The 25,959-nt window shown below is 68.6% G+C and carries 28 protein-coding genes and 1 pseudogene; 12 read left to right on the forward strand and 17 right to left on the reverse strand.

Annotated elements, in window-relative coordinates; genetic code table 11:
- Nucleotides 1-20: 20 nt before the first annotated feature.
- Both EYW40_RS16440 and EYW40_RS16445 read right to left on the reverse strand, forming a co-directional pair.
- The gene (locus tag EYW40_RS16440; protein WP_135822743.1) at nucleotides 21-326 is read right to left on the reverse strand and encodes a hypothetical protein; all 306 of its coding nucleotides are present in this window, start codon (nucleotides 324-326) and stop codon (nucleotides 21-23) included.
- A gap of 104 nt (nucleotides 327-430) precedes the next feature.
- Nucleotides 431-1,270 carry a hypothetical protein gene (locus EYW40_RS16445; protein WP_135822744.1) on the reverse strand — a complete coding sequence of 280 codons (840 nt, stop codon included), beginning with the start codon at nucleotides 1,268-1,270 and terminating at the stop codon, nucleotides 431-433.
- A gap of 135 nt (nucleotides 1,271-1,405) precedes the next feature.
- Here EYW40_RS16445 and hisD point away from each other — a divergent pair, with 135 nt between their 5' ends.
- Nucleotides 1,406-2,677 carry a histidinol dehydrogenase gene (gene hisD / locus EYW40_RS16450; protein ID WP_135822745.1) on the forward strand — a complete coding sequence of 424 codons (1,272 nt, stop codon included), beginning with the start codon at nucleotides 1,406-1,408 and terminating at the stop codon, nucleotides 2,675-2,677.
- Between the two features lie 65 nt (nucleotides 2,678-2,742).
- Nucleotides 2,743-3,111: a HesB/IscA family protein gene (locus EYW40_RS16455; protein WP_135822746.1), complete on the forward strand. Its 369-nt coding sequence runs from the start codon at nucleotides 2,743-2,745 to the stop codon at nucleotides 3,109-3,111.
- Between the two features lie 27 nt (nucleotides 3,112-3,138).
- On the opposite strand, the gene EYW40_RS16460 is transcribed toward EYW40_RS16455, so the two are convergent.
- The 7 genes from EYW40_RS16460 to EYW40_RS16490 form a co-directional block, all read right to left on the reverse strand.
- Complete coding sequence (locus EYW40_RS16460) at nucleotides 3,139-3,339, reverse strand: dodecin (RefSeq protein WP_135822747.1); 201 nt, start codon at nucleotides 3,337-3,339, stop codon at nucleotides 3,139-3,141.
- 77 nt (nucleotides 3,340-3,416) lie between these two features.
- The gene (locus tag EYW40_RS16465; protein ID WP_135822748.1) at nucleotides 3,417-4,280 is read right to left on the reverse strand and encodes a phosphatase PAP2 family protein; all 864 of its coding nucleotides are present in this window, start codon (nucleotides 4,278-4,280) and stop codon (nucleotides 3,417-3,419) included.
- A gap of 43 nt (nucleotides 4,281-4,323) precedes the next feature.
- Nucleotides 4,324-6,102: an ABC transporter substrate-binding protein gene (locus EYW40_RS16470; RefSeq protein WP_135822749.1), complete on the reverse strand. Its 1,779-nt coding sequence runs from the start codon at nucleotides 6,100-6,102 to the stop codon at nucleotides 4,324-4,326.
- A gap of 120 nt (nucleotides 6,103-6,222) precedes the next feature.
- Nucleotides 6,223-6,888: a DUF2238 domain-containing protein gene (locus tag EYW40_RS16475; protein ID WP_135822750.1), complete on the reverse strand. Its 666-nt coding sequence runs from the start codon at nucleotides 6,886-6,888 to the stop codon at nucleotides 6,223-6,225.
- Complete coding sequence (locus EYW40_RS16480) at nucleotides 6,885-7,502, reverse strand: hypothetical protein (RefSeq protein ID WP_135822751.1); 618 nt, start codon at nucleotides 7,500-7,502, stop codon at nucleotides 6,885-6,887. Before EYW40_RS16480 ends, EYW40_RS16475 begins: the two co-directional genes overlap by 4 nt.
- Before the next feature lie 37 nt (nucleotides 7,503-7,539).
- Complete coding sequence (locus EYW40_RS16485) at nucleotides 7,540-8,496, reverse strand: metal-dependent hydrolase (protein ID WP_135822752.1); 957 nt, start codon at nucleotides 8,494-8,496, stop codon at nucleotides 7,540-7,542.
- Nucleotides 8,497-8,573: 77 nt separating this feature from the next.
- Nucleotides 8,574-9,149, reverse strand: a complete 576-nt coding sequence (locus EYW40_RS16490) for a mechanosensitive ion channel domain-containing protein (RefSeq protein ID WP_135822753.1) — start codon at nucleotides 9,147-9,149, stop codon at nucleotides 8,574-8,576.
- Nucleotides 9,150-9,236: 87 nt separating this feature from the next.
- On the opposite strand from EYW40_RS16490, the gene EYW40_RS16495 reads away from it, so the two are divergent.
- Nucleotides 9,237-10,433, forward strand: coding sequence for a pyridoxal-phosphate-dependent aminotransferase family protein (locus EYW40_RS16495; protein ID WP_375137159.1), 1,197 nt, complete (start codon nucleotides 9,237-9,239; stop codon nucleotides 10,431-10,433).
- A 39-nt stretch (nucleotides 10,434-10,472) separates the two neighbouring features.
- Here EYW40_RS16495 and EYW40_RS16500 read toward each other — a convergent pair whose 3' ends face one another.
- Entirely contained in the window at nucleotides 10,473-10,790 is a 318-nt protein-coding gene (locus tag EYW40_RS16500; RefSeq protein WP_135822754.1) for a DUF7116 family protein, read from the reverse strand.
- 92 nt (nucleotides 10,791-10,882) lie between these two features.
- Nucleotides 10,883-11,122, reverse strand: a complete 240-nt coding sequence (locus tag EYW40_RS16505; RefSeq protein WP_135822755.1) for a DUF5816 domain-containing protein — start codon at nucleotides 11,120-11,122, stop codon at nucleotides 10,883-10,885.
- 132 nt (nucleotides 11,123-11,254) lie between these two features.
- Here EYW40_RS16505 and EYW40_RS16510 point away from each other — a divergent pair, with 132 nt between their 5' ends.
- Nucleotides 11,255-11,659, forward strand: a complete 405-nt coding sequence (locus EYW40_RS16510; RefSeq protein WP_135822756.1) for a universal stress protein — start codon at nucleotides 11,255-11,257, stop codon at nucleotides 11,657-11,659.
- Nucleotides 11,660-11,671: 12 nt separating this feature from the next.
- Here the strand turns inward: EYW40_RS16510 and EYW40_RS16515 are convergent, their stop codons facing one another.
- Complete coding sequence (locus tag EYW40_RS16515; protein WP_135822757.1) at nucleotides 11,672-12,649, reverse strand: mechanosensitive ion channel family protein; 978 nt, start codon at nucleotides 12,647-12,649, stop codon at nucleotides 11,672-11,674.
- A gap of 154 nt (nucleotides 12,650-12,803) precedes the next feature.
- Between EYW40_RS16515 and EYW40_RS16520 the strand changes: the two genes are divergently transcribed.
- The 5 genes from EYW40_RS16520 to EYW40_RS16540 all read left to right on the forward strand — a co-directional run bounded on the left by EYW40_RS16520 (nucleotide 12,804) and on the right by EYW40_RS16540 (nucleotide 18,212).
- Nucleotides 12,804-13,541: a proteasome assembly chaperone family protein gene (locus EYW40_RS16520; protein ID WP_135822758.1), complete on the forward strand. Its 738-nt coding sequence runs from the start codon at nucleotides 12,804-12,806 to the stop codon at nucleotides 13,539-13,541.
- 117 nt (nucleotides 13,542-13,658) lie between these two features.
- Nucleotides 13,659-14,720, forward strand: coding sequence for an HTH-type sugar sensing transcriptional regulator TrmB (trmB, locus tag EYW40_RS16525; protein ID WP_135822759.1), 1,062 nt, complete (start codon nucleotides 13,659-13,661; stop codon nucleotides 14,718-14,720).
- A gap of 61 nt (nucleotides 14,721-14,781) precedes the next feature.
- On the forward strand, nucleotides 14,782-15,876 hold the full coding sequence (locus tag EYW40_RS16530; protein WP_135822760.1) for a Gfo/Idh/MocA family protein: 1,095 nt from the start codon (nucleotides 14,782-14,784) through the stop codon (nucleotides 15,874-15,876).
- A gap of 152 nt (nucleotides 15,877-16,028) precedes the next feature.
- Entirely contained in the window at nucleotides 16,029-17,213 is a 1,185-nt protein-coding gene (locus EYW40_RS16535) for a S1C family serine protease (RefSeq protein ID WP_135822761.1), read from the forward strand.
- Between the two features lie 30 nt (nucleotides 17,214-17,243).
- Nucleotides 17,244-18,212 (forward strand): sugar phosphate isomerase/epimerase family protein, encoded by a 969-nt coding sequence (locus EYW40_RS16540; protein ID WP_135822762.1) that lies wholly within the window; start codon nucleotides 17,244-17,246, stop codon nucleotides 18,210-18,212.
- Nucleotides 18,213-18,215: 3 nt separating this feature from the next.
- Here the strand turns inward: EYW40_RS16540 and EYW40_RS16545 are convergent, their stop codons facing one another.
- The 5 genes from EYW40_RS16545 to EYW40_RS16565 all read right to left on the reverse strand — a co-directional run bounded on the left by EYW40_RS16545 (nucleotide 18,216) and on the right by EYW40_RS16565 (nucleotide 24,365).
- Nucleotides 18,216-19,370, reverse strand: a complete 1,155-nt coding sequence (locus tag EYW40_RS16545; protein WP_135822763.1) for a DUF5305 domain-containing protein — start codon at nucleotides 19,368-19,370, stop codon at nucleotides 18,216-18,218.
- A gap of 80 nt (nucleotides 19,371-19,450) precedes the next feature.
- Complete coding sequence (locus EYW40_RS16550) at nucleotides 19,451-20,578, reverse strand: signal peptidase I (protein WP_135822764.1); 1,128 nt, start codon at nucleotides 20,576-20,578, stop codon at nucleotides 19,451-19,453.
- Nucleotides 20,579-20,601: 23 nt separating this feature from the next.
- On the reverse strand, nucleotides 20,602-21,825 hold the full coding sequence (locus EYW40_RS16555) for a CARDB domain-containing protein (RefSeq protein ID WP_135822765.1): 1,224 nt from the start codon (nucleotides 21,823-21,825) through the stop codon (nucleotides 20,602-20,604).
- Between the two features lie 135 nt (nucleotides 21,826-21,960).
- A complete protein-coding gene (locus EYW40_RS16560; protein ID WP_161973228.1) occupies nucleotides 21,961-23,538 on the reverse strand; it encodes a glycosyltransferase family 39 protein in 1,578 nt (525 codons plus the stop codon).
- Between the two features lie 335 nt (nucleotides 23,539-23,873).
- Nucleotides 23,874-24,365 carry a hypothetical protein gene (locus EYW40_RS16565; protein WP_135822767.1) on the reverse strand — a complete coding sequence of 164 codons (492 nt, stop codon included), beginning with the start codon at nucleotides 24,363-24,365 and terminating at the stop codon, nucleotides 23,874-23,876.
- Nucleotides 24,366-24,581: 216 nt separating this feature from the next.
- On the opposite strand from EYW40_RS16565, the gene EYW40_RS16570 reads away from it, so the two are divergent.
- The 3 genes and pseudogenes from EYW40_RS16570 to EYW40_RS20210 form a co-directional block, all read left to right on the forward strand.
- A complete protein-coding gene (locus tag EYW40_RS16570) occupies nucleotides 24,582-25,118 on the forward strand; it encodes a DUF7344 domain-containing protein (protein WP_135822768.1) in 537 nt (178 codons plus the stop codon).
- A complete protein-coding gene (locus tag EYW40_RS16575) occupies nucleotides 25,115-25,663 on the forward strand; it encodes a hypothetical protein (protein WP_135822769.1) in 549 nt (182 codons plus the stop codon). The genes EYW40_RS16570 and EYW40_RS16575 overlap by 4 nt, the downstream gene beginning before the upstream one ends.
- A gap of 103 nt (nucleotides 25,664-25,766) precedes the next feature.
- Nucleotides 25,767-25,916, forward strand: a pseudogene (locus EYW40_RS20210) (Gfo/Idh/MocA family protein); the annotation flags it as partial.
- Nucleotides 25,917-25,959 lie beyond the last annotated feature (43 nt).

Consider the following 25,959-nt stretch of genomic DNA (forward strand, 5'->3'; position numbering starts at 1 on the left):
CGCACAGCGGAGCGCCCGTCCTATTCAGGGTCGTACGAGCAGCAATCGCCGCAGTCGCCGGCACAGCCACAGTCCGCGTCGCCGCAGCCGCAGGCATCGGTCCGGTAGTACGCCGCGGCGGCGACGGCGAGGCCCGCGCCCCCGAGTAGCGTGCCCGACACCGGGCCGACGAACGGGACCGCGACCGGCCCATCGCCGAGGGTGCCGGCGCTTGCCCCGGCGAGCACGCCGAGCAACAGCATCCCGACCGGCAGCTTTCCGAGCGTCCCGCGCACCGTCGCGACCACTCCCCGTTCGGGGGTTCGACCGTCGGATTCGGAGGGCATCAGGTGCGGTTTGGCCGTGGTTCCTAGTTATTGTTGCGGTCGGTTGTCAGGACGAAGGCCACGGACCGGTCGGCCTCGAACGGACCGGGCGCGAGCCGACCGGTTTAGAGCGATAGCGCGAGCCACAGTGCGCGTGCGCCGACCGCGAACGCGCCCGCCCCGACGAGGACGCCGCCCACGAACTGCACGAAGTGGCGGCGGACGACCTCGGACTCGGTCCCCCGGCTGACGAGGAACCGGTCGGACGCCGACGCGCCGACGGTCGCGTCGACACCGCTGCCCCATTCCTCGGGGACGCTCTCGACGGCCGCGCCGGCGACGTGGACGGGGTCGCCCGGCTCCAGCCGCGCCTCGCGGTACTTGACGGCGCTTTCCTCGTCGTCCCAGGTGTCGGGGTCGGCGTCGAACCCCACGTCCATCCCGTCCAGCGCGGCCAGTCGCGCGCGGGCCTCCTCCGACAGCGTCTCGCCCTCGCCGACGGACATCACCTGCTCGCCCATGTGGCCGGTGATGTCCAGGTCCGCGTCCGCGGGATCGACCACGACGCGGGCACCGCTCTCGTCGACGGCGAAGGGGCGGCGTATCCCGTCGCTCTCCGCCAGCCCCCACACCGTCTCCGTGTCGTCCAGCGTCATCTGCTCCTCCGAGGTGTAGATCTTCACGCCCTCCTCGTCGCTGTCGGGGTAGCGGGACTTCATCTCCATCCACACCTCGCAACACAGCGCCGGTTCGCCCGAGAACGGGGCCTCGAACGCGCCCTCGTCGGCCCGGGGTTCGGCCCGGCCGTCGAACTCGACCGCGCCGTCGCTTTTGGCCACCTGCCGGACCGGAATCGCGTCGTTGCGGTACAGCGCGATGCCGCTCAGGAGCTTTCGGACCCCGCCGTAGAACAGCAGCAGGCCGAACAGCGAGAAGACGACCCCGATCACGAGTCCGTCGATCATCGTCGTTGTCCGTTCGGGGGAAGTGACCGAACGGTTATGAAACTACGTCGTGGGATCGGTGCACGCCGTGCACGGTGCGTCGACGGCGGGGGACGGATGGAAAACCGTTTTTCGCGCTCCCGACAAGGGAGGGGTATGAACGTCAGGTCAGTCGCCGACCTCGGGCCGGACGAGCGCGCCGCGCTGTTCGACCGAGACGCCGGCGTCGAGGCGGTTCGGAGCGACGTCCGAGAGGTCGTCGACCGCGTCCGAACGGAGGGCGACGTCGCGGTCCGGGAGTTCTCACGGGAGTTCGACGACGTCGAGGTGGCGAACATCGACGTCACGGACCGCGCCGAGCGCGCGTACGACGAACTGGACGACGAACTGCGCGAGACGATCGAGACGGCGGCCGCGAACGTCCGCGAGTTCCACGAGGCGCAACTGCCCGAGGACTGGCGCGGGGAGTTCGGCGGCCGGGAACTCGGACGGCGGTTCCGGCCGCTCGAACGCGTCGGCGTGTACGCGCCCGGCGGCACCGCAGCGTACCCCTCCAGCGCGATCATGGGCGTCGTCCCGGCGAAGGTCGCAGGGGTGGAGGAAGTCGCCGTCGCCACGCCGCCCGCCGAGGAGATGAACCCCGTCACGCTCGCCGCGATCCACGCCGCGGGCGCGGACACCGTCTACAGCATCGGCGGCGCACAAGCCGTCGGCGCGCTGGCGTACGGTACCGAGACGGTCCACCGCGTCCAGAAGGTCGTCGGGCCGGGCAACCGCTGGGTCACCGCCGCGAAGGCCGAAGTCCGGGGCGACGTCGACATCGACTTCCTCGCCGGGCCGAGCGAACTGCTCCTCCTCGCCGACGACACCGCCGACCCCGAGTACGTCGCCGCCGACCTGGTCGCGCAGGCCGAACACGACGGGAACGCCTCCGTCGTGGCAGTTACGGACAACGAGGCGACCGCCGAGGCCGTCGCCGAAGCGGTCGAGGCTGCGGTCGACGGCCGGGAGCGCGCCGACACGATCCGCGAGGCACTCGACAACGACGCCAGCGGCGTGTTCCACGCCCGGTCGATGAGCGAGGCCGTGCTGTTCGCCGAGGAGTACGCGGCCGAACACCTCTCCATTCAGGCCGAGGACGACGAGGCGTTGCTCTCCCGGATCGACAGCGCAGGGAGCGCCTTCCTCGGGCCGTACACCCCCGTCGCCGCCGGCGACTACGCCAGCGGCACGAACCACGTCCTGCCGACCAACGGCGGCGCGAAGCGCCACGGCGGCCTCTCGGTCGACACGTTCCTGCGCTCGACGACGGTCCAGCGGCTCTCCGAGGAGTCGCTTGGCGACCTGCGGGACACGATCGAGACGCTCGCCGAGGCCGAGGGGCTCGAAGCCCACGCCGAGAGCGTTCGGACCCGGTTCGACGGGTAGCTTCCGGGGCGGGGTCGACCCACTTCAGCGTCAGGGTTAACACGTTCGGCCACCTCGTGTGAGCTATGAGTACGGACGCCGCGGGGAGCGGGGAGACGCGCCCCGAGATCACCGTGACCGAACAGGCGGCCGAGCAGGCCCTGGAGCTGCTGGAGGGCGAGGACCTCGACGTCACCGAGGCCGGGCTGCGGCTGTTCGTCCAGCAGGGCGGCTGCGCCGGCCTCTCCTACGGGATGCGCTTCGACGACGAGGCCGACGAGGACGACACCATCTACGAACACCACGGGCTGCAGGTGTTCGTCGACCCCGCCAGCATGAACTACATCGAGGGGAGCGTCCTCGACTACGAGACGGGACTGCAGGGCGAGGGGTTCCACGTCGAGAACCCGAATGTCGTCAGTGAATGCGGCTGCGGCGAGTCGTTCCGGACGTAGGCGGTCCCGCCCCGCGCGGACCCGGGCCTAGTCCTCCAGCTGGAACGCGACCGTGACTTCCGCCTGATACTCCCGGTCCTCGGCGCTCGCGACTTCGACGCCCAGTTCGTCGACCTCGATCCAGTGTACGTTGTTCAGCGTCGCCTCCGCGCGGTCTATCGCGTCGTCGGCCGCCGCGTCGAAGCTCTCCGAGCTCGTCCCGATCAGCGTGATCTTCTTGAACACCATGATCGTTTGGTATTTTTCCGGCGCTCGACTTAATGCCCGGGGCTCCCGGCCGACACGGACAAGTCACTGTCGGGTTGTCAGCGCCCACGGATCCGGTCCCGGAGCCCCCCGAGTTTCCACTCGCGGCCGAACGGGCCCCAGTCGGCGAGCATGTCACGGGAGACGACGTACTCGGCGACGTAGATGCTGCCCGCGGCGAGCACGAGCCCCGCGACGACGTCGGTCCCCCAGTGGATGCCGAGATACATCGTCGACAGCGAGACGCTGACCGCGAGGATCCCCGATATCGGGACCCAGGTGAGATACTCGTCGCGGGTCCGCCAGGCGAGCAGGAAGGCGGTGGCCGACAGCGAGGCGTGTAGCGACGGGAAGACGTTCGTGTTGTGGTTGACCTCGCCGGTGAGCAACTGGGACTGCGGATAAGTGACGTACAGCAGGGAGTTGACGATGTCCGGGATGAGGTTCCGGGGGCCGTACGCGATAAAGAGGATGTAACAGACCAGGCCGACGCCGTAGTTGAACCCGTACGCGACCAGCAGTTCCTTCATCGCGGTCATCTCCTCGCGGGCGAAGTAGGCGACGATTGGGAACAGAAGCAGGAACACGTAGCCGTACAGGTAGATGAACACGAAGTAGTCCGTGAGCAGCGGCGTCCGGATCGACTGGATGTCGGCGACGAGCGTCCCCTCGAGGCTGTAGATGATCTCGGTGATGTTCCAGTCGAGCGCCCACGAGAGCTCCCCGGTGTAGTCCATCGTCAGCTTCCGGATCCCGAGGACGAGCAGCAAAACCGTGAGATACGGCGCGACCTCGTTGAGCCGCCACCGGAAGTCCCGAGCGGCGCGCCACACGCGGCGGGGGCCGACGAACACGACGGACGCCACGGTGAGGAGCAACGACACCATCACCGCGAGCTGCAGTACCACGTCGACCAGACCCATACGTAGTTCTACGGAGTGGACGGTTTAAGTTCAGCGGAAACGTTCAGTTCTGGTTCTGGATGAGAAGCTCACCCTGCCCGCTGAACCGGTAGCCGGCGTCGCGGAACAGCTGTTTCGCTTCGTCGACGTCGACCTCGCCGCCCTCGCCGGGGAACTCGCCGACCGCGCTCGTCCCGGACCACTGGAGGTCGTCGGGGACGTAGTCGGTCCCGACCAGCGGGGCGTTCGCCGGGGACGCGTAGCCGTCGAAGATGTCCTCCGCGACCGCCTCCCTGTCGACGAGCCGGCCGAGCACCCGACGGAAACGGGGGTTCGAGAGCGGTGCCGAACGCGTGTTGAATCCGATGATGTAGAACTCCTGTGGATCGCCGATCAGCAGCCGGACCGAGTCCGAGCGGTTGGCCCGCGGGGCGTCGTTGGCGTCCAGCGACGAGCCGACGACGTCCTGCTCCCCGTCCTCGATGAGCTCTATCGCCGCCGCGCCGGAGGGGACGACGGTGAACTCGAGCGTCTCGTACGCCGGGGAGCCCTGGAACTCGGCGACCGGCGACTCCAGGTCCCGGCCGTCGAGGAGGAAGTGGTCGTCGTTGCGCGTCAGCGTGAGCCCCTGGCCCTGACTCGCGTTGTCGAACGCGAGCGGTCCGCTTCCCACGGCCTCCCGGTTCTCCCAGACGAGCGCCCGGGTGAGGTACTCCTGGATCAGGTTCGTCTGCTCGGACCAGATGTGCTGGGGGAAGAGGGGGACCGCGAACGCCGTCGCCGCGACTTCCCGGCTACACTCGTTGAACTCCACCCGGCACTCGCGGTCGGAGACGGCCGAAACCCGAGAGATGAGCGTCGAGGCGTCGCGGTACCGCGGGGCGGGGACCGTGTCGTTCGCGTTGCCCATCGACGTGTCCGAGAGGAACCGGTAGGTGAACGCGACGTCGGTGGCGGTGAGGGGCTCGTCGTCGTGCCACGAGAGGTCCTCCCGGAGCGTGACGACGGCCGTCGGTGTCTCGTCGCCTTCGGAGCCGACCCAGCGCCAGGACTCCGCGAGCCAGGGCGCCGGCTCGCCGTCTATCAGCCGTGCCAGCCGGTCGTAGATGAGGCCGAGGACCCTGTCGTTGTGGTGTTGCTCCACCGCCAGCGGGTTCCGGTTGGCGGTGACCGCGCCGTTGCGCGTCGCGACCCGGATCCGGTCGCGGGACGCCCCCTCGACGTCCGGGCCGAGACGGAGGTAGTCGAGCGACCGCTGGAGGGTCGGGACGCGCCACTTACGGACGAGGTCGCCGTCGGCGGCCCCGAGAAACTCCGGGTAGCCGATGACCGAGAACGGCTGGACGGAGACCGCCGTGCGCAAGGCGTCGGCGATCGCCATCTCCCGCGTCCGCCCGTCGGCCGACCGCTGGCGGCTCAGGTCCTCGTCCAGCGTGACGTTGGTGATGCCGAAGGGGTTCTGCCACCCCTGCTCCTGGACGAACACCGAGTGCAACAGCGAGTACAGTTCGTCCGGATGTCGCACGCCGGGATGGCGCGTGACGAAGATGTCGAAGTTCCGGTCGAGGAGCACGTCGGTCAGCAGTTCGCTCTCGGCTTTCGGCTCGATAGACGCGTCGATGCCGATCGACTGCAGCCGTTCGGCGTACTGGCGTGCGATCTCGATCCCGGCGGCGTCCTGATCGGCGGGGAGAGACTTGACGGTCACGGAGACCTGTTCCGGAGCGTTCCGCGTCGAACTCGCCCACAGTTCCGTCACGCAGCCCGCAGCGCCCGTCGCGGCCGCTGTGCCGAGGCCTGCGAGCAACTGGCGACGGCCGAGGCTCGCTCCGCACTTCTTCATGGCCCGATCAAACAGCCGCCCCGTATTTGATTGTTTCCTTGAGGATTCGGCGAATACGATCCCCCACGTCGACGCCCGCCGGGAGCGTCCCACCCCGAGGTCGGGCCGCGGCCGACGGGGTCAGTCGGTCTCGGACCGCGTCTCGAGCCGGGTTTCGATCGCCCCGACCACATCGGTCAGGTGGGCGGTGCCCCAGATAGCGACGACGACCGCGCCGCCGAGGTTGAACAGGAGGTCCTTCATCGTGTCCTCCAGGCTGTACTGGGTGAGCACCCGGGGCGCGCCGGTCGCGGCGGCCACCTCGGCGATGACGAACTCGACGACCTCCCAGAACACGCCGAACGCCATCACGAACATGAGGATGAACACGAACATGAACCGGTTCGGGAGGTGGATGTCGTCGCTGTGCTCCTCGATGGCCCGCACCGTCGCGTAGCCGGCCCCGGCGACCAGCGACGACGAGAGCGCGTGGGTCATGTGGTCCCACCAGCCGATCGTCCGGTAGAACGTTGCGCCGGTGCCCGGGATCCCGACCGTGCCGAGCGCGTGGAGGAACGCGGCGCTGGTGATCCACAGCGTCAGCGCCGGGTCCATCGGCACGCCGTAGTCCCGCTGGAGCAGCGGCGGGATCTGGAGCACGAGCAGCCCGACGGCGCAGTTGACCATGACGCCGACGCTGCCGCGTTCCATCCCGAGGAAAAAGAGGACGACGAGGCCGATCTCCATGGCGTAGGAGATCTGGTCCTGTCGCTCCTGAGTGATCCCGAAGTAGTCGCGGATCCTCATGCCAGGTCCTCCGTGACGTCGCTCGGCAGGCGCTCCTCGGGCTCGGCCCGCCGGCGGAAGTACAGTTCGAACACGACGCCCGCGACGATCCCCGCGACGAACGAGTAGACGAACTCGATCATCAGGGCGCGCTCGGGGTCGGCGAAGCCCTCGAGGAAGCCGGTGCCGAGCTGGGCGTCGGCGGCCCACCGGACCACCGCCCACGTGCCCGCTGCCGCCATCGTCGTGACGGCGACGAAGAGGATCGCGAAGCCGTAGGTCATGTCCACGCCGGTGAACACGTGCAACTGGACCGCGATGATGAGCGCCACCGCCGCCACCGAGAGGTACGTCGCGAGGGTACCGGTGACCGGCACCGTCGCCACCGCGCGGCCGAGAATCGGCAGCGCCGCGACGGCGATCACCTCCCAGGGGAGCATCACCTCGGGCGACCGGTACGCGACGAACGGCAGCAAGGAGAGCAGACAGACCGCCGCCGCGAACCCGGCCCACAGCAGTTCCCCCACGAGCAGTTCCTCGACCGCGACGACCCCCAGAAATCCGACGAGGAGCCACGCCAGCCCCGCGTTCAGCCGCCTGTCCCGAAAGAGGCGGTCGATGTTTGCGTCAGACATAGGTGTACCTGTCGGCGTCGAGAGTAAAAGATTGTGCCTACGCGACGGCGAGGTAGGCGACGGCGTACGCAAGCAGTGCTGCCGTGAGCGCCGCCAGTGCAGTCAGCGCCCGGCCGAGGACGTCGTCGGCGCTCCACGTCCAGGTCCGGCGGCGAAGCCCGGCGAGCCGCGGCCGCCGGACCGGCGCGGCGACGAGCAGCCCGGCCGCCAGGATGGTGAACACGAAGTGGTACGACACGGACAGCGTCGGCGGGTCCATCGCGACGACGGCCGCGCCGTACAGCCCGCCGACCGCCGCCCGGCGGTCGACGGCGGCGGGGACCGACCGCTCGGTCAGCCGGAAGAACACGGCGGCCGCGAGCCACAGCGCCGCGAGTTCGAGCGCGAACGCGCCGAGCAGGTGGAGCGTCGGGTCGGCCGACAGCGCGACCCGCGGGACGACGGCGTCCGAGAGCGGGTACAGCAGGCGCGGCGGCTCGCCGGTCAGGAGGTCGCCCCACGGGTGCGACCAGAGCCCGACCAGCGCGGCGGCGAACACGACCCGTGGCCCCAGCCCGCCGTACTCGTCGGCCAGCCGGGCGACCAGCCCGCCGGCCGCGAGAAAGGCCGCCATCACCGCCGCAGCGAGCGGTCCCGTGACCGCGAGCGCGGCGGCGGCCAGCGCCACCGCGAGCGCGGTGCCGACGAACTGGAGCGCCCGCGAGCGGTGCGTCCAGAGGCCGAACGCGGCGGCCGCCGGGACGGCGACGACGAGCGAGTGCGTCACCGAGCGGTGGACGACCGTGCTGGCCGACCAGAACGACTCCGCGGCGGCGAGCGGGCCGCCGGACGCGTCGAGCAGGCCGACGAGCGCGTAGGCCATGTCCACGTCCGGGACGGCGGCGAAGCCGGCGGCGACGAGGCCGACCGACAGCGCTCGTTCGCGGCGCTGGCCGGCGGCGGCGAGCCCGCCGGCGACGAGCGCGAACGCGAACAGCGCGTGGCCGACCATCATGACAGTTCGGCTACGCGCCGACCGGGCTTAAGCCCCTCGGGGGGCAGGACATGAGCTACCACGCCGCTTGCCCGCGGTTACACCTCGTCGCCCGCCGGCGCGTCGTCGCCCTCCAGTTTCGTCCACTCGGACTCGATCTTCCCGTTCGCGCGGACGAGCGTGTTACCGTCGACCCGCAGGCGGGTCTTGCGGAGTTCGATGGCCTGGACGACCCCCGTCTTGTCGCCGGTCGTGACAGTGTCGCCGGGCATGAAGTCGGGGTCCCGCAGGAGGTAGATGCCGGCGACCGCGTCGGCTATCATGCCCGAGAGCGCGTAGGAGACCCCGAGCGCGACGAACCCGCTCGCCGTCCCGAGCGCCGCCGCGATGCGGCCCAGGCCGACGACCGACAGGAACGCGAGGGCGACCGCGAACCACAGCAGGATCGCGACGATCCGTGCGAGGAACTGCCGGTAGACCGGGTCCTCGCCGGCGAACGTCCGGTCTAAGAACCAGCGAACGACGACCATCGCGACTTTGATCCCGACCGCGGCGATCAGCACGAACAGCAGCCCAGCGAGTATCCGCGGCAACGCGTCGGTGACCGTCGACACGAACGCCCTGAACGTCTCCCGTACGACGTCCCCGGTGTCGCCGCCCGCTTGTGCGATCATGGCGGACCTGTCGGCCGCCGGGGAGTTAAGGCTGTGTGCGGTTCCGATGGGCGAGGCTTTTTGACGGTATCAGACACAGTTTGGCCCATGCCACGCGACAGCGACGACCCGCCCGCAGTCGGGGAACTGACACCGCCGGACAGGACGCTGATGGGACCGGGGCCGAGCGACGTCCACCCCCGCGTGCTCCGCGCGATGAGCACGCCGCTGGTCGGCCACCTCGACCCCTCCTTCATCGACGTGATGAACGAGGTCCAGGAGCTGCTCCGGTACACGTTCCGCACGGACAACCAGTGGACGATCCCAGTCTCGGGGACCGGATCGGCGTCGATGGAGGCGGCCATCGGCAACCTCGTCGAGCCGGGCGACACGATGCTGGTCCCGACGAACGGCTACTTCGGCGGTCGGATGGAGAGCATGGCCGAACGCGCGGGCGGCGACGTGGTCCACGTCGACGCGCCGTGGGGCGAACCGCTCGACCCGGCCGACGTGGAGGCGGCGTTCGCCGAGCACCAGCCGGACGTGTTCGGTTTCGTCCACGCGGAGACGAGTACGGGGGTCCGCCAGCCCGACGTGCCGGAACTGACGCGGATCGCCCACGAGCACGACGCGTACGTGATCGCCGACTGCGTCACGTCGCTGGGCGGCGTGGAACTGCGCGTCGACGAGTGGGACGTCGACGTGGCCTACTCCGGGCCGCAGAAGTGCCTCTCCTGCCCGCCGGGCGCGAGCCCGCTGACCCTGAACGACCGGGCGATGGAGAAGGTGCTCTCCCGCGAGGAGCCGGCCCGGTCGTGGTACCTCGACCTCTCGCTGCTGGAGGGGTACTGGGGCGACGAGCGCGCGTACCACCACACCGCGCCGATCACGAACGTGTACGCCCTCCGGGAGGCGCTGCGGCTGGTCGCCGAGGAGGGCATCGAGGCCCGCTGGGAGCGCCACCTGGAGACGGCGGGGGCGCTCAAGGCCGGCGTCGAGGCGATGGGCCTGGAGATGAACGCGCCCGACGAGTACTGGCTCCCGAGCCTCAACGCGGTCCGGGTGCCCGACGGCGTCGAGGACGGCGATGTGATCGACGCGCTGCTCGACGGCTACGACCTAGAGATCGCCGGCGGGCTGGGCGACCTGTCCGGCGAGATATTCCGGATCGGCTGCATGGGCCACTCCGCGCGGCCGGGCAACGTCGCATTGCTCATGAGCGCGCTGGGCGACGTGCTGGAGCGACAGGGGGCCGACGTCGACGTGGACGCCGGGCTGTCGGCGACGAGCGAACGGCTGGGCTGAACGGGATCGCGAGAACGGGGTTCGACCGCCCGACGCGCCTCAGACCGCGGTGCCGCGGCAGGGCGGCGCGCGGACGACCTCGTAGTCGTCGTCCTCGACGGAGATGATCGCCCACTCGTACTCGGGGTCGGCTCGCTGGAGCCGGTCGCGAAGGGTCGGGGCCTGTTCCTCGGAGGTTACGAAACAGCGATAGTTCCCGGAGTCGGGCGTCTCGGCCGGGTCCTCGGTCACTGTCACGTGAACGGACTTCCAGTCGCGCTCGGCTCGGAACTCCTCGCCGTCGTCCGTGACGGTGTAGCCGAGGTCGGTGAAGATCGTCCTGGCCTGTTCGTCCAGCTGCGTGGTAACAGGTCCCATTCGGTATCCTGTACCACGGGACGGGTTATAAACTTTCTCACGCGACGGACCCCTGACCGGACGATTCCGGCGGGCGCGGCCGGCGACGGCGCTCACTCGTGGGCGGCGTCCCACTCGGTCGGCTTCCGGAAGTTGCCACAGGCGTTGCACTCGATCCGGCCCATCGCGTCCATCGCGTTGTCGAACGTCTCGCAGTTCGAGCAGAACCAGCCGTACTTCCGCTCCCGGTCGGGCGTCAGGTAGGCGACGAAGAAGGGGCCGTCCGACCCGCGGTCGCCGTCGCTCCGGTCGACGTACACCGTCTCGCCCTCGCCCGTCGTTCGCTCCTCCATGGTGGCCCGATAGACGGCCGGGCGGTTAAACCACCCGTCCGCGAGTCGGGCAGTCGGCGTGGACGGACGCCGACGGGTCCGGCGGCCGACGAGTGGGAAAGTTTACCGGCGGCGACGCGCTGAACGGGAGTAATGACCCGCATCGTCGTCCCCGTTCGGTACCCCCTCTCGAAACACTCGAAACGGACGCTGTCGGAGGCGCTGTCCATCGCCGCGGACCGCGAGGGCGAACTCACGGTGCTCCACGTGAACCTCTACCAGAACGGGAAGACGGTGACGCGCTCGGCGCTGAAACGCGCCGTCGAGGGGGAGTTCGGCGACCTCTCGAACGTCCGGTACGCCGTCCGGACCGGGTTCCTCGTCGAGGAGTCGATCCTGGAGGAGGTCGCCGCCGAGGACGCGGACGTGGTCGTGATCGGCCACAAGCAGGTCGGCCGGTGGCGGCGGGTGCTCCGGCGCATCCTCGACGAACCGGACATCGAGCGCTACCTCAAGCAGCGGCTCTCCTGCCAGATCGTCACGGTGGGGCTGGACTGAGCCGGCCGGAAATCAGGCGCGGTCGTCGCCGGCCCCCACGCCCCCGGGACCGCCGTCCACGTTCACGCTCGCGGTGCCGCTCGTCTCGTCGAACACGAGGTGCTGGTGGGGGTAAGCGATCGTCACGTCGTCGGTCCCCGCGAACGCCGCCCGCAGGCGCTCGTTCACCGCCGAGCGCACCGTCAGCAGCTTGTACGGCTGCTTCGCCCAGTAGCGCAGGGTCAGCACCACGCCGTCGTCCGCGTAGTCGTCGACGTAGCACGTCGGCGCGGCCGGGTACCGCGCCGCCCCGATGCGAATGGAGGGGCCGCCCCCGACGACCGAGTCGACGTCCCTGGCGGCCCGCTCCATCAGGGTCCGGGCCGCCTCCACGTCGCTCTCGTAGGTCACCTGCACCGACAGCGACAGGCGGGTCCGCTCGTCCTCCGCCGAGTGGTTCACGATGTCGCGTTCGCGGATCGTGGAGTTCGGGATGACGAGGAACGTGTTGTCCAGCGTCACCATCTTCGTGTACCGCAGCGTGATGTCCTCGACGTAGCCGCGCTGGCCGCGGTCGGCCAGTTCGATCATGTCGCCGATCTCGTAGGGCTGGTCCGCGAGGACGAACAGCCCGCTGATGATGCTGCTCGCGATGGGCGCGAGCGTGATGCCGATCACCGCCGAGAGGACGGTGACGGAGATGAGCACGTCGCCGGCCCGGAGGCCGACCTGGATCCCCGCCAGCGCGGCCGCCGCGAGCAACACGACGAACCGCACGCCCCGGAGGACGGTCCGCGTGACGCTCGGGCGGCGGAACCGCCGGGCGACGCTCCGGCCGACCAGGCGCACGACCAACTGTGAGACGTACCAGCCGACTGCGAGGATGACGAGCGCAACGACCGGGTCGGGGACCGCGGTCACGGCCGACGACCACGTCCGCCGGGTCGCGGACAGCCACTCCGACACCGTCGACTGTCCGACGGCTGTCACCGCGGTCCGGCCGATCCACATACCCGACACGAACCCGCCCCACGAGATAAGGATTTGGACGGCGGCGACCCGCCGGGCCGTTCGCCGCCGGGCGTCGTGGGGACGCCCCGGGCCGAGCGCGGCCGGGGAGCGCCCCGACGGCCAGTATGAAATACCGCCGGCACGTAGGTGACCCATGGTTCGAGACAGCGACAGCGCGTTCCGGGTCGCCGAGCCGAGTTCGCCGTCGTCGACGGTGGTCGCCGGCTTCTCGACGTTCGGGCTCGCGGGGCTGACGGCCGTCGACTACCTCGCCGACCACCTCGACCTGGAGGCCCGCGGCCACGTCACCGCCGAGGGGGTGCCGACCATCACCCCGTTCGAGGCGGGCCGGCCGCGCCACCCGACGCGGTTCCTCTCGCGCGACGGCGTGGACGCGACCCTGCTCCTCTCCGAGCAGTTCGTCCCGCTCCCGCTGGCGGACGAACTGGGGCGCACCCTGCTCGACTGGATGGCCGGGGCGGGCGTCGAGGAGGTGACGGTGCTGGCGGGCGTGCCGGTCGCGCACGGCCCCGACGACCACCGGACGTTCTACGTCGCCACCGACGACTACCGCGAGCACCGCCTCGCCGAGTCGGACGTGCCGCCGATGGGGAACGGCTTCCTCGACGGCGTCAACGCGGCGCTGCTCGAACGCGGCATGGAGAGCGACCTCCGGGTCGGCGTCCTCGTCACGCCGGTCCACGCGCAGGCACCGGACGCCGAGGCGGCGCTGCGCCTGCTGGAGACGCTCGGCGCCCTGTACCCGATCGATTTCGACACCGGCCCGCTCCGGGAGTTCGCGGACGGCCTCCAGCAGTACTACACCGAACTCTCCGAGCGCCTCGACCGGTCCGAACCCGCCGACCGCCCGGAGGACAGGATGTACATGTAGCGGCCCGAAACCGTCGAACCCACCGACGGCCGGACCGCCGGATGAAACTCGGTTTCGAAACGGTGTGCAACTCGCCTTTCAGTAAACGATTTACCCTAGAACGATAGTGACGGTTACATGGCTACGGACGACCTCCGCTCGACGATGGAGCAGGTCGGGGAGCGGTTCAACCTCGGCGAGTACGAGATAGACGCCTACCTCGCGGTGCTGGAACACGGGCAGTTGACCGCAAGCGAGATAGCGGAGAAGACCGAGATCCCCCAGCCCCGCGTGTACGACACGGTGCGGAGCCTGAGCGACCGCGGGCTGGTCGAACTGCGGGAGTCCCGCCCGATGAAGATCATCGCGGTCGACCCCGAGGACGCGTACGCCGACGTGCAGTCCTCGCTGTCGGGGATGGTGTCGGAACTGGAGTCGCGGTACCAGGCCCCGGCCCGCGAGACCGAGGCGGTGTCGCTGGTGAAATCGCGCTCGACGATCCTCCGTTACCTCTCGGAGGTGATAGACGAGGCGGAGTACGAACTCGCGCTCTCGATGACGCCCGAACTGCTGGAGCGGTTCGAGGACGACCTGGCGGCGGCGCGCGAGGACGGCGTCAGCGTCGAGTTGCTCCTGACGCCCGCCGCCGGCGCGCCCGACCCCGAGGAGTTCGACTACCTGCGGGTCGCCACGACGGCCCGCGCCCGCCGCGGCATCACGACGCCGGTGATCGCCGTCGCGGACGGGGAGTACTCCATCTACGCCACGCAGGACGCGCTCCGGGACGACCAGGACCGCTACGGCGTCATCTTCAACCGCTCGGCGCTCGGCTTCCTGGTGTCCGGCTTCTTCGGCACCGTCCTCTGGACGACCGCCGCGAAGACGCTGGCCGCGGACGGCGAGGACCGGGCGTTCCCGCGGCGGTACGCCTCCATCCGGCGCTGCGTCAAACATCTCATCGAGGCCGGCGGCGAGTTCTACGCGACGATCCAGGGCCGGGACGTCGAGACCGGGGAGTCGCGGATCGTCCGCGGGAAGGTCGCCGACATCGCCTTCGAGGCCAGCGAGGAGGTCGCCGCGCTCACCGTCGAGACGGAGGACGGCCGGGTCGACATCGGCGGGCAGGTCGCGGCCTTCGAGGACATCGAGGCCTACGAGATCCGCATCGGCCGGGACGAGCCGCCGGAGTACAAGCCGTAGCCGGCGCGAGCGCCGATCCGAACCTGAAGAGTTAAACGCGGCAACGGGTGATGCTTAACCAATGACGGAGAGTTCCGCTCCACGGGTGGGGATCGTCGGTCTCGGCAACATCGGGCAGTACCACGTCGACCGGCTCCGCGAACTCGGCGCGAACGTCGTCGGCGGGATGGACATCGACGCGACGGCGCGGTCCCACTTCACCGACACGTACGGGATCGCCGCCTACGACGACCACGAGGACCTGTTCGACGTGGCCGAGGCCGTCATCGTCACGACGCCGAACAAGTACCACGAGCAGTACGCGACCGACGCGCTCGCGGCGGGGCTGGACGTGTTGCTGGAGAAGCCACTCGCCCACTCCGTCGAGAGCGCCGAGCGCATCGCCGCCGCCGCCGAGCGGGCCGACGGGTTCTGCATGGCCGGGTTCAACAACCGCTACGCGAACCCCGTCGAGGCGATCAAGGGCCACCAGGCCGAGGGCCGGTTCGGCGACGTTCGCCACGTCGAGGCGAACTACATCCGCCGACGGGGGATCCCCGGCCGCGGGTCGTGGTTCACGTCGAAGGAAGTCGCCGGCGGCGGCGCGCTCATCGACATCGGCGTCCACGCCATCGACCTCGCGCTGTACTTCCTCGATTTCCCCGAGGTCGTCGAGGTGACCGGCCAGACCAGGGCGCAGTTCGGCGACCGCGACAAGTACTCCTTCATCGAGATGTGGGGCGAGGACATCGGGCCCGAGGGGTTCGACGTCGACGACTCCGCGAGCGCGTTCATCCGGTGTGCCGACGGCTCGACGGTCTCGCTGGAGGTGGCGTGGGCGACGAACCGCGAGAGCAGTCAGGACTTCGTCCTGCGGGGCACGGAGGCCGGCGCGAAGTTCGACAAGTCGACCGGCGACCTCACCGTCTACGAGTCGAGCGACGTCGGGACGGACCAGTTGACCGACGCGGAGGTCGAGACCCGCCCCAACGACGCGCACAAGTCCGAGCAGGAGGCGTTCCTCTCGGCCGTCGAGCGCGGCGAAGCGCCCGAGCGGAACACGATGGAGCAGGCCCTGACCGTCCAGCGCGTCATCGACGGCATCTATCGGTCCAGCGAGCGGGGCGAAGCCGTCTCGCTCCGCTCGGTCGAGGGCCCGGACGCGCAGGTCGAGTGACGGAGGGGACGCTCACCCGCGGTCCGACGTTTGCGAATTCCGAACTAACAGCCCGACAGCGGCCGCCGTAACGCCGCCTTACTTCCGGAACCGCCCGAAACGGAGCGCAACGACTCGCCCGGTTTATTCCCCGATCCGCGAATGGGGCGACCATGAAACGGAAGGCGGTCTGGGTCGGCCTCGCGGTCGTGGTGCTCACGCTGCTCGTCGCCGTCGCGGTGCCGGCGCTGGCGCAGTTGCCGACGGAGGAGGACGTGTACGCACAGGAGGGAGCGGGGAACAGCACGCAGCAGTCGGCGTGCCAGTACCAACAGTTGTACGAAAACACCAGCCCGGCGGTCGTGCAGGTGCTGAGCGACGGCGGGCAGGGCTCGGGCTTCGTCTTCGCGCAGGACAACGGGACGAGCTACGTCGTGACGAACGAACACGTCGTCGCGGGCGTCGGCCCGAGCGGCGAAGTCGACGAGGGTGAGCGCGAGACCGACACCGTCGACGTCCGGTTCGCCGACGGGGCCGTCCGCTCCGGCAACGTCACGGGCACGGACGTGTACACCGACCTGGCCGTCGTGCAGGTGAACGACACGCCCGAGGGCGTCGAGTCCATCCCCGTGGCCGAGGAGAGCCCGCCGATCGGCCAGCGGGTCGCCGCGCTCGGCAGCCCGTTCGGGCTGGAGGGGACGATGACCCACGGCATCGTCAGCGGCGTCAACCGGTCGATGCCGACGGGTGCCGGGTTCTCGATCCCGGACACCGTCCAGACCGACGCGTCGATAAACCCTGGCAACAGCGGCGGCCCGCTCGTCAGCTGTGACGGCGAGGTCGTCGGCGTGAACCGCGCCGGCGGCGGGGACAACATCGGCTTCGCCGTCTCCCCGGCGCTGGTCGGGCGCGTCGTCCCCGAACTCATCGACAACGGGAGCTACGACCACCCGTACCTCGGTGTCGGGACCGTCCCGGTGACGCCCGCAGTGGCCGAGGCGAATGGCCTGAACGCGAGCGAGGGCGTGCTCGTCGTCGGAACCGCCTCCGACGGGCCGGCCGACGGCGTCCTCGTCGGGAGCAACGACACGGAAACGGTCGACGGGCAGCAGGTGCCCGTCGGCGGGGACGTTATCGTCGCAGTTGACGGCCAGACGGTCGCCTCCCAGGAGAGCCTCGGCAGCTACCTCGCCCGGGAGACGGCCCCCGGCGAGGAGGTGGAACTAACCGTGATCCGCGACGGTAACCGGACGACGGTGAACGTGACGCTCGGGGAGCGCCCCCGGGCGGGCACGGTGATGGGATCGGTCGCACAGCCTGCGGACGCGACGGCCGACATCGCCGCGCGACCCCCCTGATTTTTCCCCGGGGTCGCCGAAACGGTAGCCATGGAGATCGGCGTCCACACACCACCGCTGTACGGCGAACCGCTGTCCGACGCGCTGGCGTATCTGAACGGTATCGGCGTCGACGCCGTCGAGCCCGGCGTCGGCGGCCACCCGGGCGACACGCACCTCCCGCGGGCCGAGTACCTCGACGACGAGGAGGCCCAGGCGGAACTGAAGGGGCTGCTGTCCGAACACGACATGCACATCAGCGCGCTCGCGACGCACAACAACCCCATCCACCCGGACGAGGCGACCGCGGAGGAAGCCGACCGCGAACTGCGCGAGGCCATCGAACTGGCCGCCCAGCTCGACGTGGACGCCGTCACGACGTTCTCCGGGCTGCCGGCCGGCGGGCCGAACGACGAGGTGCCCAACTGGATCACCGCGCCGTGGCCCAACGAGCACGCGGAGGCCCTGGAGTACCAGTGGGAGGAGGTCGCGGTCCCGTACTGGTCGGAGATAGCCGAGTTCGCCGACGACCACGGGGTGAACGTCGCCATCGAGATGCACCCGAACATGCTCGTGTACGAGCCCCACGGCCTGCTGCGGCTGCGGGAGGCGACCAACGAGCGGATCGGCGCGAACTTCGACCCCTCCCACCTCTACTGGCAGGGGATCGACGTGACCGACGCCGTCCGCCTGCTCGGCGAGCGCGACGCGATCCACCACTTCCACGCCAAAGACACGAAGGTGTACGACGCCAACGCCCGCGAGAAGGGCGTGCTCGACACGACCCCCTACACCGACGAGGCCGACCGCTCGTGGCTGTTCCGCTCGATCGGCTACGGCCACGGCGAGGAACACTGGAAGGACCTCGTCTCGACGCTCCGCATGGTCGGCTACGACGGGACGCTCTCGATCGAACACGAGGACTCGCTGACGAGTTCCCGGGAAGGGCTGGAGAAGGCCGTCGACGTGCTCTCGCGGGCCGTCTTCCAGACGACCCCCGGCGACGCCCACTGGGTCTAGCGGCTACAGCTCCTCCCAGGCGTCGTCGCTGTCCGGGTCGGGGGCGTTCTCCATCATCGCGCCCGCATCCGCACCGGGGGCACCGTCGCCGCCCGCCGGCCCCTCGCCGGCCGGACCGGCGTCTATCGCGCCGACGTCCGGCCACGCCATCTGGTCCCACGATCCCTCGCGGGAGTAGTAGTAGATCATGTCGCCGTCGATGACGGCGTACAGCTCCGACCGCTGGTCGTAGATGACGCGCTGGTTCCCGTCGATGGCGACGTCGACGACGTCCTCGAGCGTGTCGAGCTGGACGTGTTCCTTGTCGACCCACATCGGGATCGAGCCACAGGAGATCCACTCGTCGTGGCGGCGGCGGTGGATCTCCTCGCGGATCGCGCCGACGTCGACGGCGTCCTCGCGCCCCCGCCAGAGCACCGCGCCGACGGCGAACGCGCCGACGCTGCCGCCGAACAGCGACAGCAGGAGGCCGTAGTCGGGTTCGGCCTCCGTCTCGCGGGTGACCGGCGTGCTGTGCCGCCGGGACGACGACAGGTCGCCGTCGACCCAGTAGGCGTTCTCGGTGACGCGAAACGGCGCGTCCGCCGTCAGTTCGCCGGCGTAGTCGCCGGTGTCGTACGTCGTCGTGACGTGGAGCCTGACGGCGAGGCTCCCGACGTTCGAGAGCCGCTGGGAGGTGTTTTCGAGCCGCTCGTCGAGTTCGCGCACGTCGACGGTCGCGTTCGTCCGGGCGGTGCCGCCGGCGGCGGTCGTCGTCTCCTCGACGAGCACGGTCTCGTTGCGCCAGAACGTCTCCTCGTCGGCGACCGCCCGCAGTTCGAGGGCGACCCGGTGTGTCACCTCCGTCCCTTCGGGCGCGCGCGTGGTCGGGGTGACGGTGAGGACGGGCGTGTCGTTGACGAGGTAGCGCGCCTGGTTCTCAAGTTCGGACTCGTACTCCCACACCGAGTCCCGGTCGGTCACGACCGCGCTGGTGTCGACCCCCGTATCGACGGTCTGGACGTTCCGGGACTCGGTGACGGTGTCGGTGTCCGAGGTCGCGACGACCGCGCCGGCCGCGACCAGCGCCACGACGCCCAGTACCACGCAGGCGACGGCGAGTTCGCGGCCGTACCGGGCCGTGACCAGCCGGACGCGCGGCGGGAAGAGATCGCTCACCGGGCCACACCCCCGTCAGCCTCGGCGTTCGGCCCGCGGTCGGTCGTCTCGTAGGTGTCTTCGTTCTCGGTCATGAGTGGTCACAGTCCAAGTCGGCGTCTGAGTCGGTCGGTCACTGACCGGTCGCTCCCGGCGGACCGCAGCCGCTGGTCCCGCAGGCCGACGCCAAGCGCCACGAGCAGCGTCACCGCCGAGACGACGACGCCGTCGACGGCCGCGATGGCGACCCACGGGTGGATGTCGTGGAGCGCCACGAGCAGGCCCGCCGGGAGGACCGCGACGTACCGACGCTCGGACACGTCGCGGTAGGTGACGCCCTGGGTCGCCGGCCCCTGCAGGGTGAGGTCCGTCGTCGCGGTGCCGCCGCTTTCCACCGTCGCCCGGCGGTCCGCGACGGTCACGCCGTCGCTGGCCGGGTCGACCACGGCCACCGTCGGCACCATGCCGTCGTTCGCGATCCGGTACTCGACGGTGGTCTCGCCGCCGGGTTCGACGATAAGCGGGTCGTCGCCCGTCTGTTCGGCCCCCAGCACCGCGTACTCGGTCGTCCCCGAGGGCATCGTCATCGCCGCCGTCGTCGGCACGACGACCACGAGCAGGAGGAGGCCGAACAGCAACCGCCGGTCGAGCACGTTGGGGCGGCTCCGTTCCCGGGTCGTCGGCCGCTTCTTCGCCCCGGTGAGCCCGGCGACGACGAAAAGCACCGCGCCGGCCACGAGGAGCACCCCGCCGACGCTGTCGCTCGACGACGCCGTCCCCGTGACGTCGGTGACGACCCCCCGGACGCCGTCGACGGCCGTGCCGAGATGGGGGATGGTGACGACGCTGCCGCCGACCTGCAGCGCCTTCGCGCGTATCTGCCGGTCGGAGACCGGCGGCTCACCCCCGTCCTGGTCGGTGAAGGGGTTGTTGTCGCCCTTCGTCACGTACCCCTCCGGGGTCCGGTCGACGACGCGGTGAGTCGTCAGGCCGCCGCCGTGGAGCTGCTGGGCCTCGAACACGACCACGTCGCCCTCCTCGACGTCGCCCGTCACCGCCGTCGGCACGACCACGAACCCGTCGCCCGCCGCGATCTCCGACTCCATGCTGTCGGTCGTCACGTACCCGAGCAGGATCGGCTGCCCGATCGCCTGCCCGAGCAGGAGGGAGACGAGCGCGACGATCAGGAGGACTTCGACGGCACTTCTGGCGGCGGCGCGGAGGGTCACTGTCGGATAATGTCAATCGACGGTTATAGTCCTTTTCGCCGACGCCGGCGGACGATAGCGGCCCCGAGCAGCAGCGGCACGCCGATCGCCAGCCCGGACGCCGAGGTTTGCAGCGTCGACGGGTCAATCAGGTCGGCGCTGTCGGTGCCGACGGCCACGGTGCCCGCGTCGGTGCCGCTGACGTCGACGTCGACGCGCCCTTCGCTCCGGAACGCGCGCTCGAACGTCACGGAGCGGCGCTCCCCGGCCGGGACGGTGACCCGCTGGCTGTCGACGACGACCCCATCGACGACGAGTTCCGCGGTGAACGTGCCGTCGGCCGCACCGTCGTTGGCCACCGTCGCCGTCACCGTGACCGACTCGCCGACCGCGGCCGCGTCGGAGCCGACCGACGCGTTCGACACCGCGAACGCCGGCGACGGGCCGTCCCGCTCCAGCACCTCGACCGTCCCGAGGTCGCTGTCGCCGACGGCGAGCGCGTACTCACCGGCCCGCTCGAACCGGCGCTCGAACGTCACGGTGGTGCTCGCGTCGGCACCGACCCGCACCTGGCGTTCGTCGACGGTCACCCCGTCGACCCGGAACGGCACCGTCACCGTCACGCTCCGGTTCTTGCGGTTCGTGACGGTCGTCGTCGCCGTGACCGCCTCGCCGGCCGTCAGTTCGCGGTCGTCGACGCGTCCGTCGACGAACACGAGCGCGTCGTCGGCCAGGTCGACCCCGTCGAAGTCGGACTCGTCCGCGCCGGAGCCGGCCAGGTCGCCCATGTCGACCTCCGTCTCGTCGACCGCCTCGCCGTCGGGCGACAGCGCGAGGACGGTCACCGAGGACAGCGACACGTCGTCGCGGCCCCGCGTGTCGACTTCGACGCCCACCGCCAGCGACTCACCGGGCTGGAGCAGGACCGCGTCCTCCCGGCTGTCTATCGCGTCGGCGGGATTCCCGCCGCGGTAGACGGTAACCGCCGCGGAGTCGTGGACGACCGCCACGCGGAGCGGTTCCTCGTCGGCGGTGACGGTGAACACGCGGTCCGCGGTGGTGACGGCCTCGGCGTTCAGGTCGTCGAGTTCGACGGCGAGTTCGCCGTCCTCGACGGTCGCGTACGCGCCGTTCGGCCCGTCATGGGGCGCGAGGGAGATGGCCCCCACGTCGTCGGTCTCGGGGTCGTCGACCGCGACGGCGGCCGCCGTCGGGACTGCGAGTCCCGCGAGAAGGAGGGCGACGACGGCAAGGGCGTTGAGTCGCACGTGTATCTACACAATAGGAAGGGGTTACCTTTGTATTAGGTCGCGTGAAGCGGTGAAGGGATAGCTTGAGCGCCGAGACGACGCGCGTATTGCCCGGCTTGAAACCGGGGAGAACCGGCCCGCCGGCAGGACCGATCAGAGCGTCAACCAGTCGGCGACGAGTCGCGACATCGGAAGCGCGAACCGCGACGAGTACTGGAAGTAGAGGAACGCCGACAGGAAGAGATACGTCGTCGTTACCGCGCCGGCGAACCCGACCAGAACGGCACCGAGCCGTTCGTACCCGTCGTAGAACGTCGAAAGCACGCTCCAGTAGAGCACGAGCGCGGCCGCGGTGATTGCCACGCGGGCGTGGAGCTGGACCGCCTCGCCGACTTCTCCCGTCGTCGCGGTGACGACGAGCGCGAAAAGCGTTCCGCCGACGACGACGAACCCGGCGTAACTCGCAGCGAGCAAGCGCCCCTGCGTCCGGACGAGGTTCCGAACGACGCTGAGTCGCGCAAGGAAGTAGACACAGAGGGGATACAGCGGGTGGAGATACCGGACCGTGAACGACACGTGGATCGGGAGCCGCGGCACGTACATCACGACCAGCAGTGAGAGGTAGACGACCGCCAGCAGGTCCGTCGCGCGTTTCGGATCCCGCCGGACGGACCGAACAACGGAGTTCCACTCACGTCCGCTTCGGGCCCGGATCCGTCGATACAGGACGGCCGGACCGACGAAGAGGATTCCCGCCAACGGCATCGACTCCACGATCGAGAGGTTGACCGACTGCGTGCCGTAGCGGTGGAGTCCGAGACCGTGGCCGCTCCGGACGACCACGCCGAAGAGCCGGCCGGGGTCCAGTAGCGCCCCGACGCTTCCGGACATGTACTCGACGAAGACGACGGCTTTCTCACCGGCGGCCGCCGCGATGGCGACGAGTGGTGCAAGCGTGATCCCGCCCCCGCCGTTTCCGCTGCTTCCCCCGGCTGTCCCGTTCGCCGCACCGGCCGATCCACCCCCGCCAGCGAGCGCGGACGTGTTCCCGTCGAACTGCGGGAGGGCTCGCGGTGGTTCAAACGGGTTCCCCGAGATCAGGGCGTTAGTGATGAAAAGCGGGAGCAGGGAAACGAAGAAGACGACGCCGACCACCGCGAGGTGTCGCGGATCGTTCGAACGCGCGGTGAGCACGTCGACGGTTCCGAGTGCGACGAACAATATGAGTCCTTCCGGAGCGTGGAGCCACGTCGCGAGACCGACAGGAACGTACGAGAGCGCCCGGAATTTCGTCGCTTCACAGACGTTCGGTGCGTCCCGGCTCCGGTAGAAGCAGTACAGCGTCGCGACGACGAACAGCGCCGAGAAGCTGTGGCGTTTGGGGATCGTCGCCCAGAAGCCAACGGGCGTGGCGAGAGCCGTGGAGAGGCCGGCGAACACGCCGACACGGTCGTCGTACATTCGTGCGGTGAGTTTGTAGACGAACACCGCGACGAGCGCGGCGGCGACTACAGTCGAGAGTTGGAACGCCAGCAACGCGTGCCACTCCGGATCGATCGGTTGTGCGAAGTACGCGTTGACGGCAAACAGGAGAGCTGCGGTCAGTCCCCCGCCGACCATCCCTTCCAGTCGGTAGCCGTATCGCGTCCCGATATTGGTAATGAGGAGGAACAGCAGGGCCGACCAGATCAACGGGAGCGTCACCGACGGGTTGACCAGTGTCGAACTCACCGAAAGAAACCACAGGAACGGTAGCGAGAGGTAGGCGTGGGCGTAGTTTCGTCCGTATAACTGGCCCTCGATGACGACCATCCCGGGCGTGTTACCGTTTTCGGGGCCGTGTACGAATTGATCGACGTGGAGATGTCCATCTGCGACAGCAACCAGCGTGTTCAAGGTGGTATAATTATCAGTAAATCCGATGCCAATTGGAACGAGGGAGAGGAAAACCGCCAATATTCCTAAGAATAGTACGCTTTCGCTGTTTTTATACATGTGATAGAAGGGTAGAGAGCGGCCTCGTAGATATATGTCACACAGCCAATTAGGTCCGAAAGGGTAGTGGCTTATCTGCTCGTATCGGTCGCAGTGATCGTGATGTCGGGATCGGATCCGGGGAGGTTGTAGCTCTTCAGATCGACTTTCACGTCGAAACTCTGGTTTCCACCGTCTGCTGATAGCGTAGCGGGAGTATCCGAGAGCTTGTTAGTACCACCGTTCCCGTCGCCATATTCGAAGGAGAGCGCATCCGGCATGTTGCTAACCTTAACGTTGACTTCGTTACTGCCCGCATTCCTGATAGTCAACGCGGAGTCAAAGGTCGTGATCGCGTTTTCGTTGAGGGAGGAGATATCTAGCTGGATCTGGTCTCCCCCGGTATTACTTAGCCCACTGTAGTTTCCGTCGATCGAGAGCTGAAGCAGGGCGTTGGAGTCGTCAGCAGTATTGATGCTCACCGTCCGGTCCGCCTCCACCTGACTAAACGCGCCCGACCCGAACGCCGCGCCGCCGCCAACTACTGCTGTACCCAGTCCGATCAAGACGTTGCGTCGATTCATTCTCATTGTTGTTGTCTCCGACGCACGGGTAGTCCGTGCTTATCCGAGCAATGGGTACCCTACCACTTTGTATTAGTGAGCTTGACTACACTTCACACCGGCCCTGAACCGGGCGAAACCAGCCCTTGAACGGGGAAAACCGGTAGTCGAAAACGATCAACGCCGGGAGAGCCGAAAGGGATATGTCACGTCGAATAGTTGACTCAGATATAGAAAATGGCGACGCAAGGCGGTGGCCTATCCGACAAGGACGAACTCTTCTCGATCCTGAGCAACCACCGCCGTCGCTACACGATCCAGTTCTGCAAGCAGGAGGAGGGGGCAGTGACGCTGTCGGACCTGGCCGAGCAAGTCGCCGCGTGGGAGGAGGAAAAGACCGTCTCTGAGATCACCTCCGCCGAGCGCAAGCGTGTCTACACGTCGCTTCAGCAGACGCACCTGCCGACGCTTGCGGACGCGGGGATGATCGAGTACGAGGACCACGAGATCGAACTCACCGATGCCGCCGACGAGTTGGACGTGTACATGGACGTCGTACCGGAGGACTCCATCCCGTGGGGCGTGTACTACCTGGGTCTCTCCGTCGTGGGCGGCGGTGTGCTGGGGGCCGTCGGTCTCGGACTCCTCCCGACGGAACCGATCCCGGAACTCGGCTGGGCGGCGGTCGTGCTCGGCCTCTTCGCCGTATCGGCTGTCGTCCACATCGTACAGAACCGTCGGATGCGACTGGGCGAGATGGAGCGACCGCCGTGAACGGGCTACAACGCGCCGGAATCGCGTTGCTCGTCTGTGGGGCGCTCGTCTTCCTTGCGCCCAGCGGGGCGTTCAGTTCGACCGTCGCCGAACGGGGTACGACGGTACAGACCGCCAGCGACGCGAACGCGCTGGTTGGGATCGAGTATCCGGCCGCAGAGGACGGAACACGGACAGTCCAATTGGAAAGTGGTCAGGCCGATGAAGGAGGCGGATGTTTTTTTGTCTGTTCTGATTACGAATATAACAATATCGGTATAACACTATTTACCGACCAAACAGGGGCATCGAATTTAGCCGTAGATCAGATCGAGGTTAGCAATACGAACGGCGATATGATTGGCGGAGAGGGATTACGGGAAGAACAACCTGAAAACGGGATGCAAGCCATCCGTGGTGACTTTCGATGCAGTTCTTCAGGGATTTTTGGCTCAGGTGATCAGCAGCACGATTCAACGAATATAACCGTTTCATTAGAGGCAAGCAATCAGAATCTCACGGTTTCGTTGGACCGGGAAATCACAGTCGAGTGTGTTCAGGACTGAACCAAACTGCCGGTTGGCATTATTCACTCATTCGTGATTCCGTGAACCTACCACAGTACGCCCCCGCGGAAACACCAAACCCGATCCCGCGGATACCACGCCCATAACCCTACAGATTGGCGTATTCAGCTATCGGTTCATGGGCAAAGCCCACGCGAACGCGCCGGCGCGGCTGCCGATATTCTTCCCGGGCGCGCCGGACGTGGAGCGCGACGTGTTCATCGACCGCGATGAGGGGACGCTAGCGGATGCGGGCGTTCCCGCTGGAAACGCCTTCAGCGACCGATATCGGTGCG

The organism is Halostella litorea, from assembly GCF_004785955.1.
In the GTDB taxonomy this organism is placed as follows: Archaea; Halobacteriota; Halobacteria; order Halobacteriales; family Natronoarchaeaceae; genus Halostella; species Halostella litorea.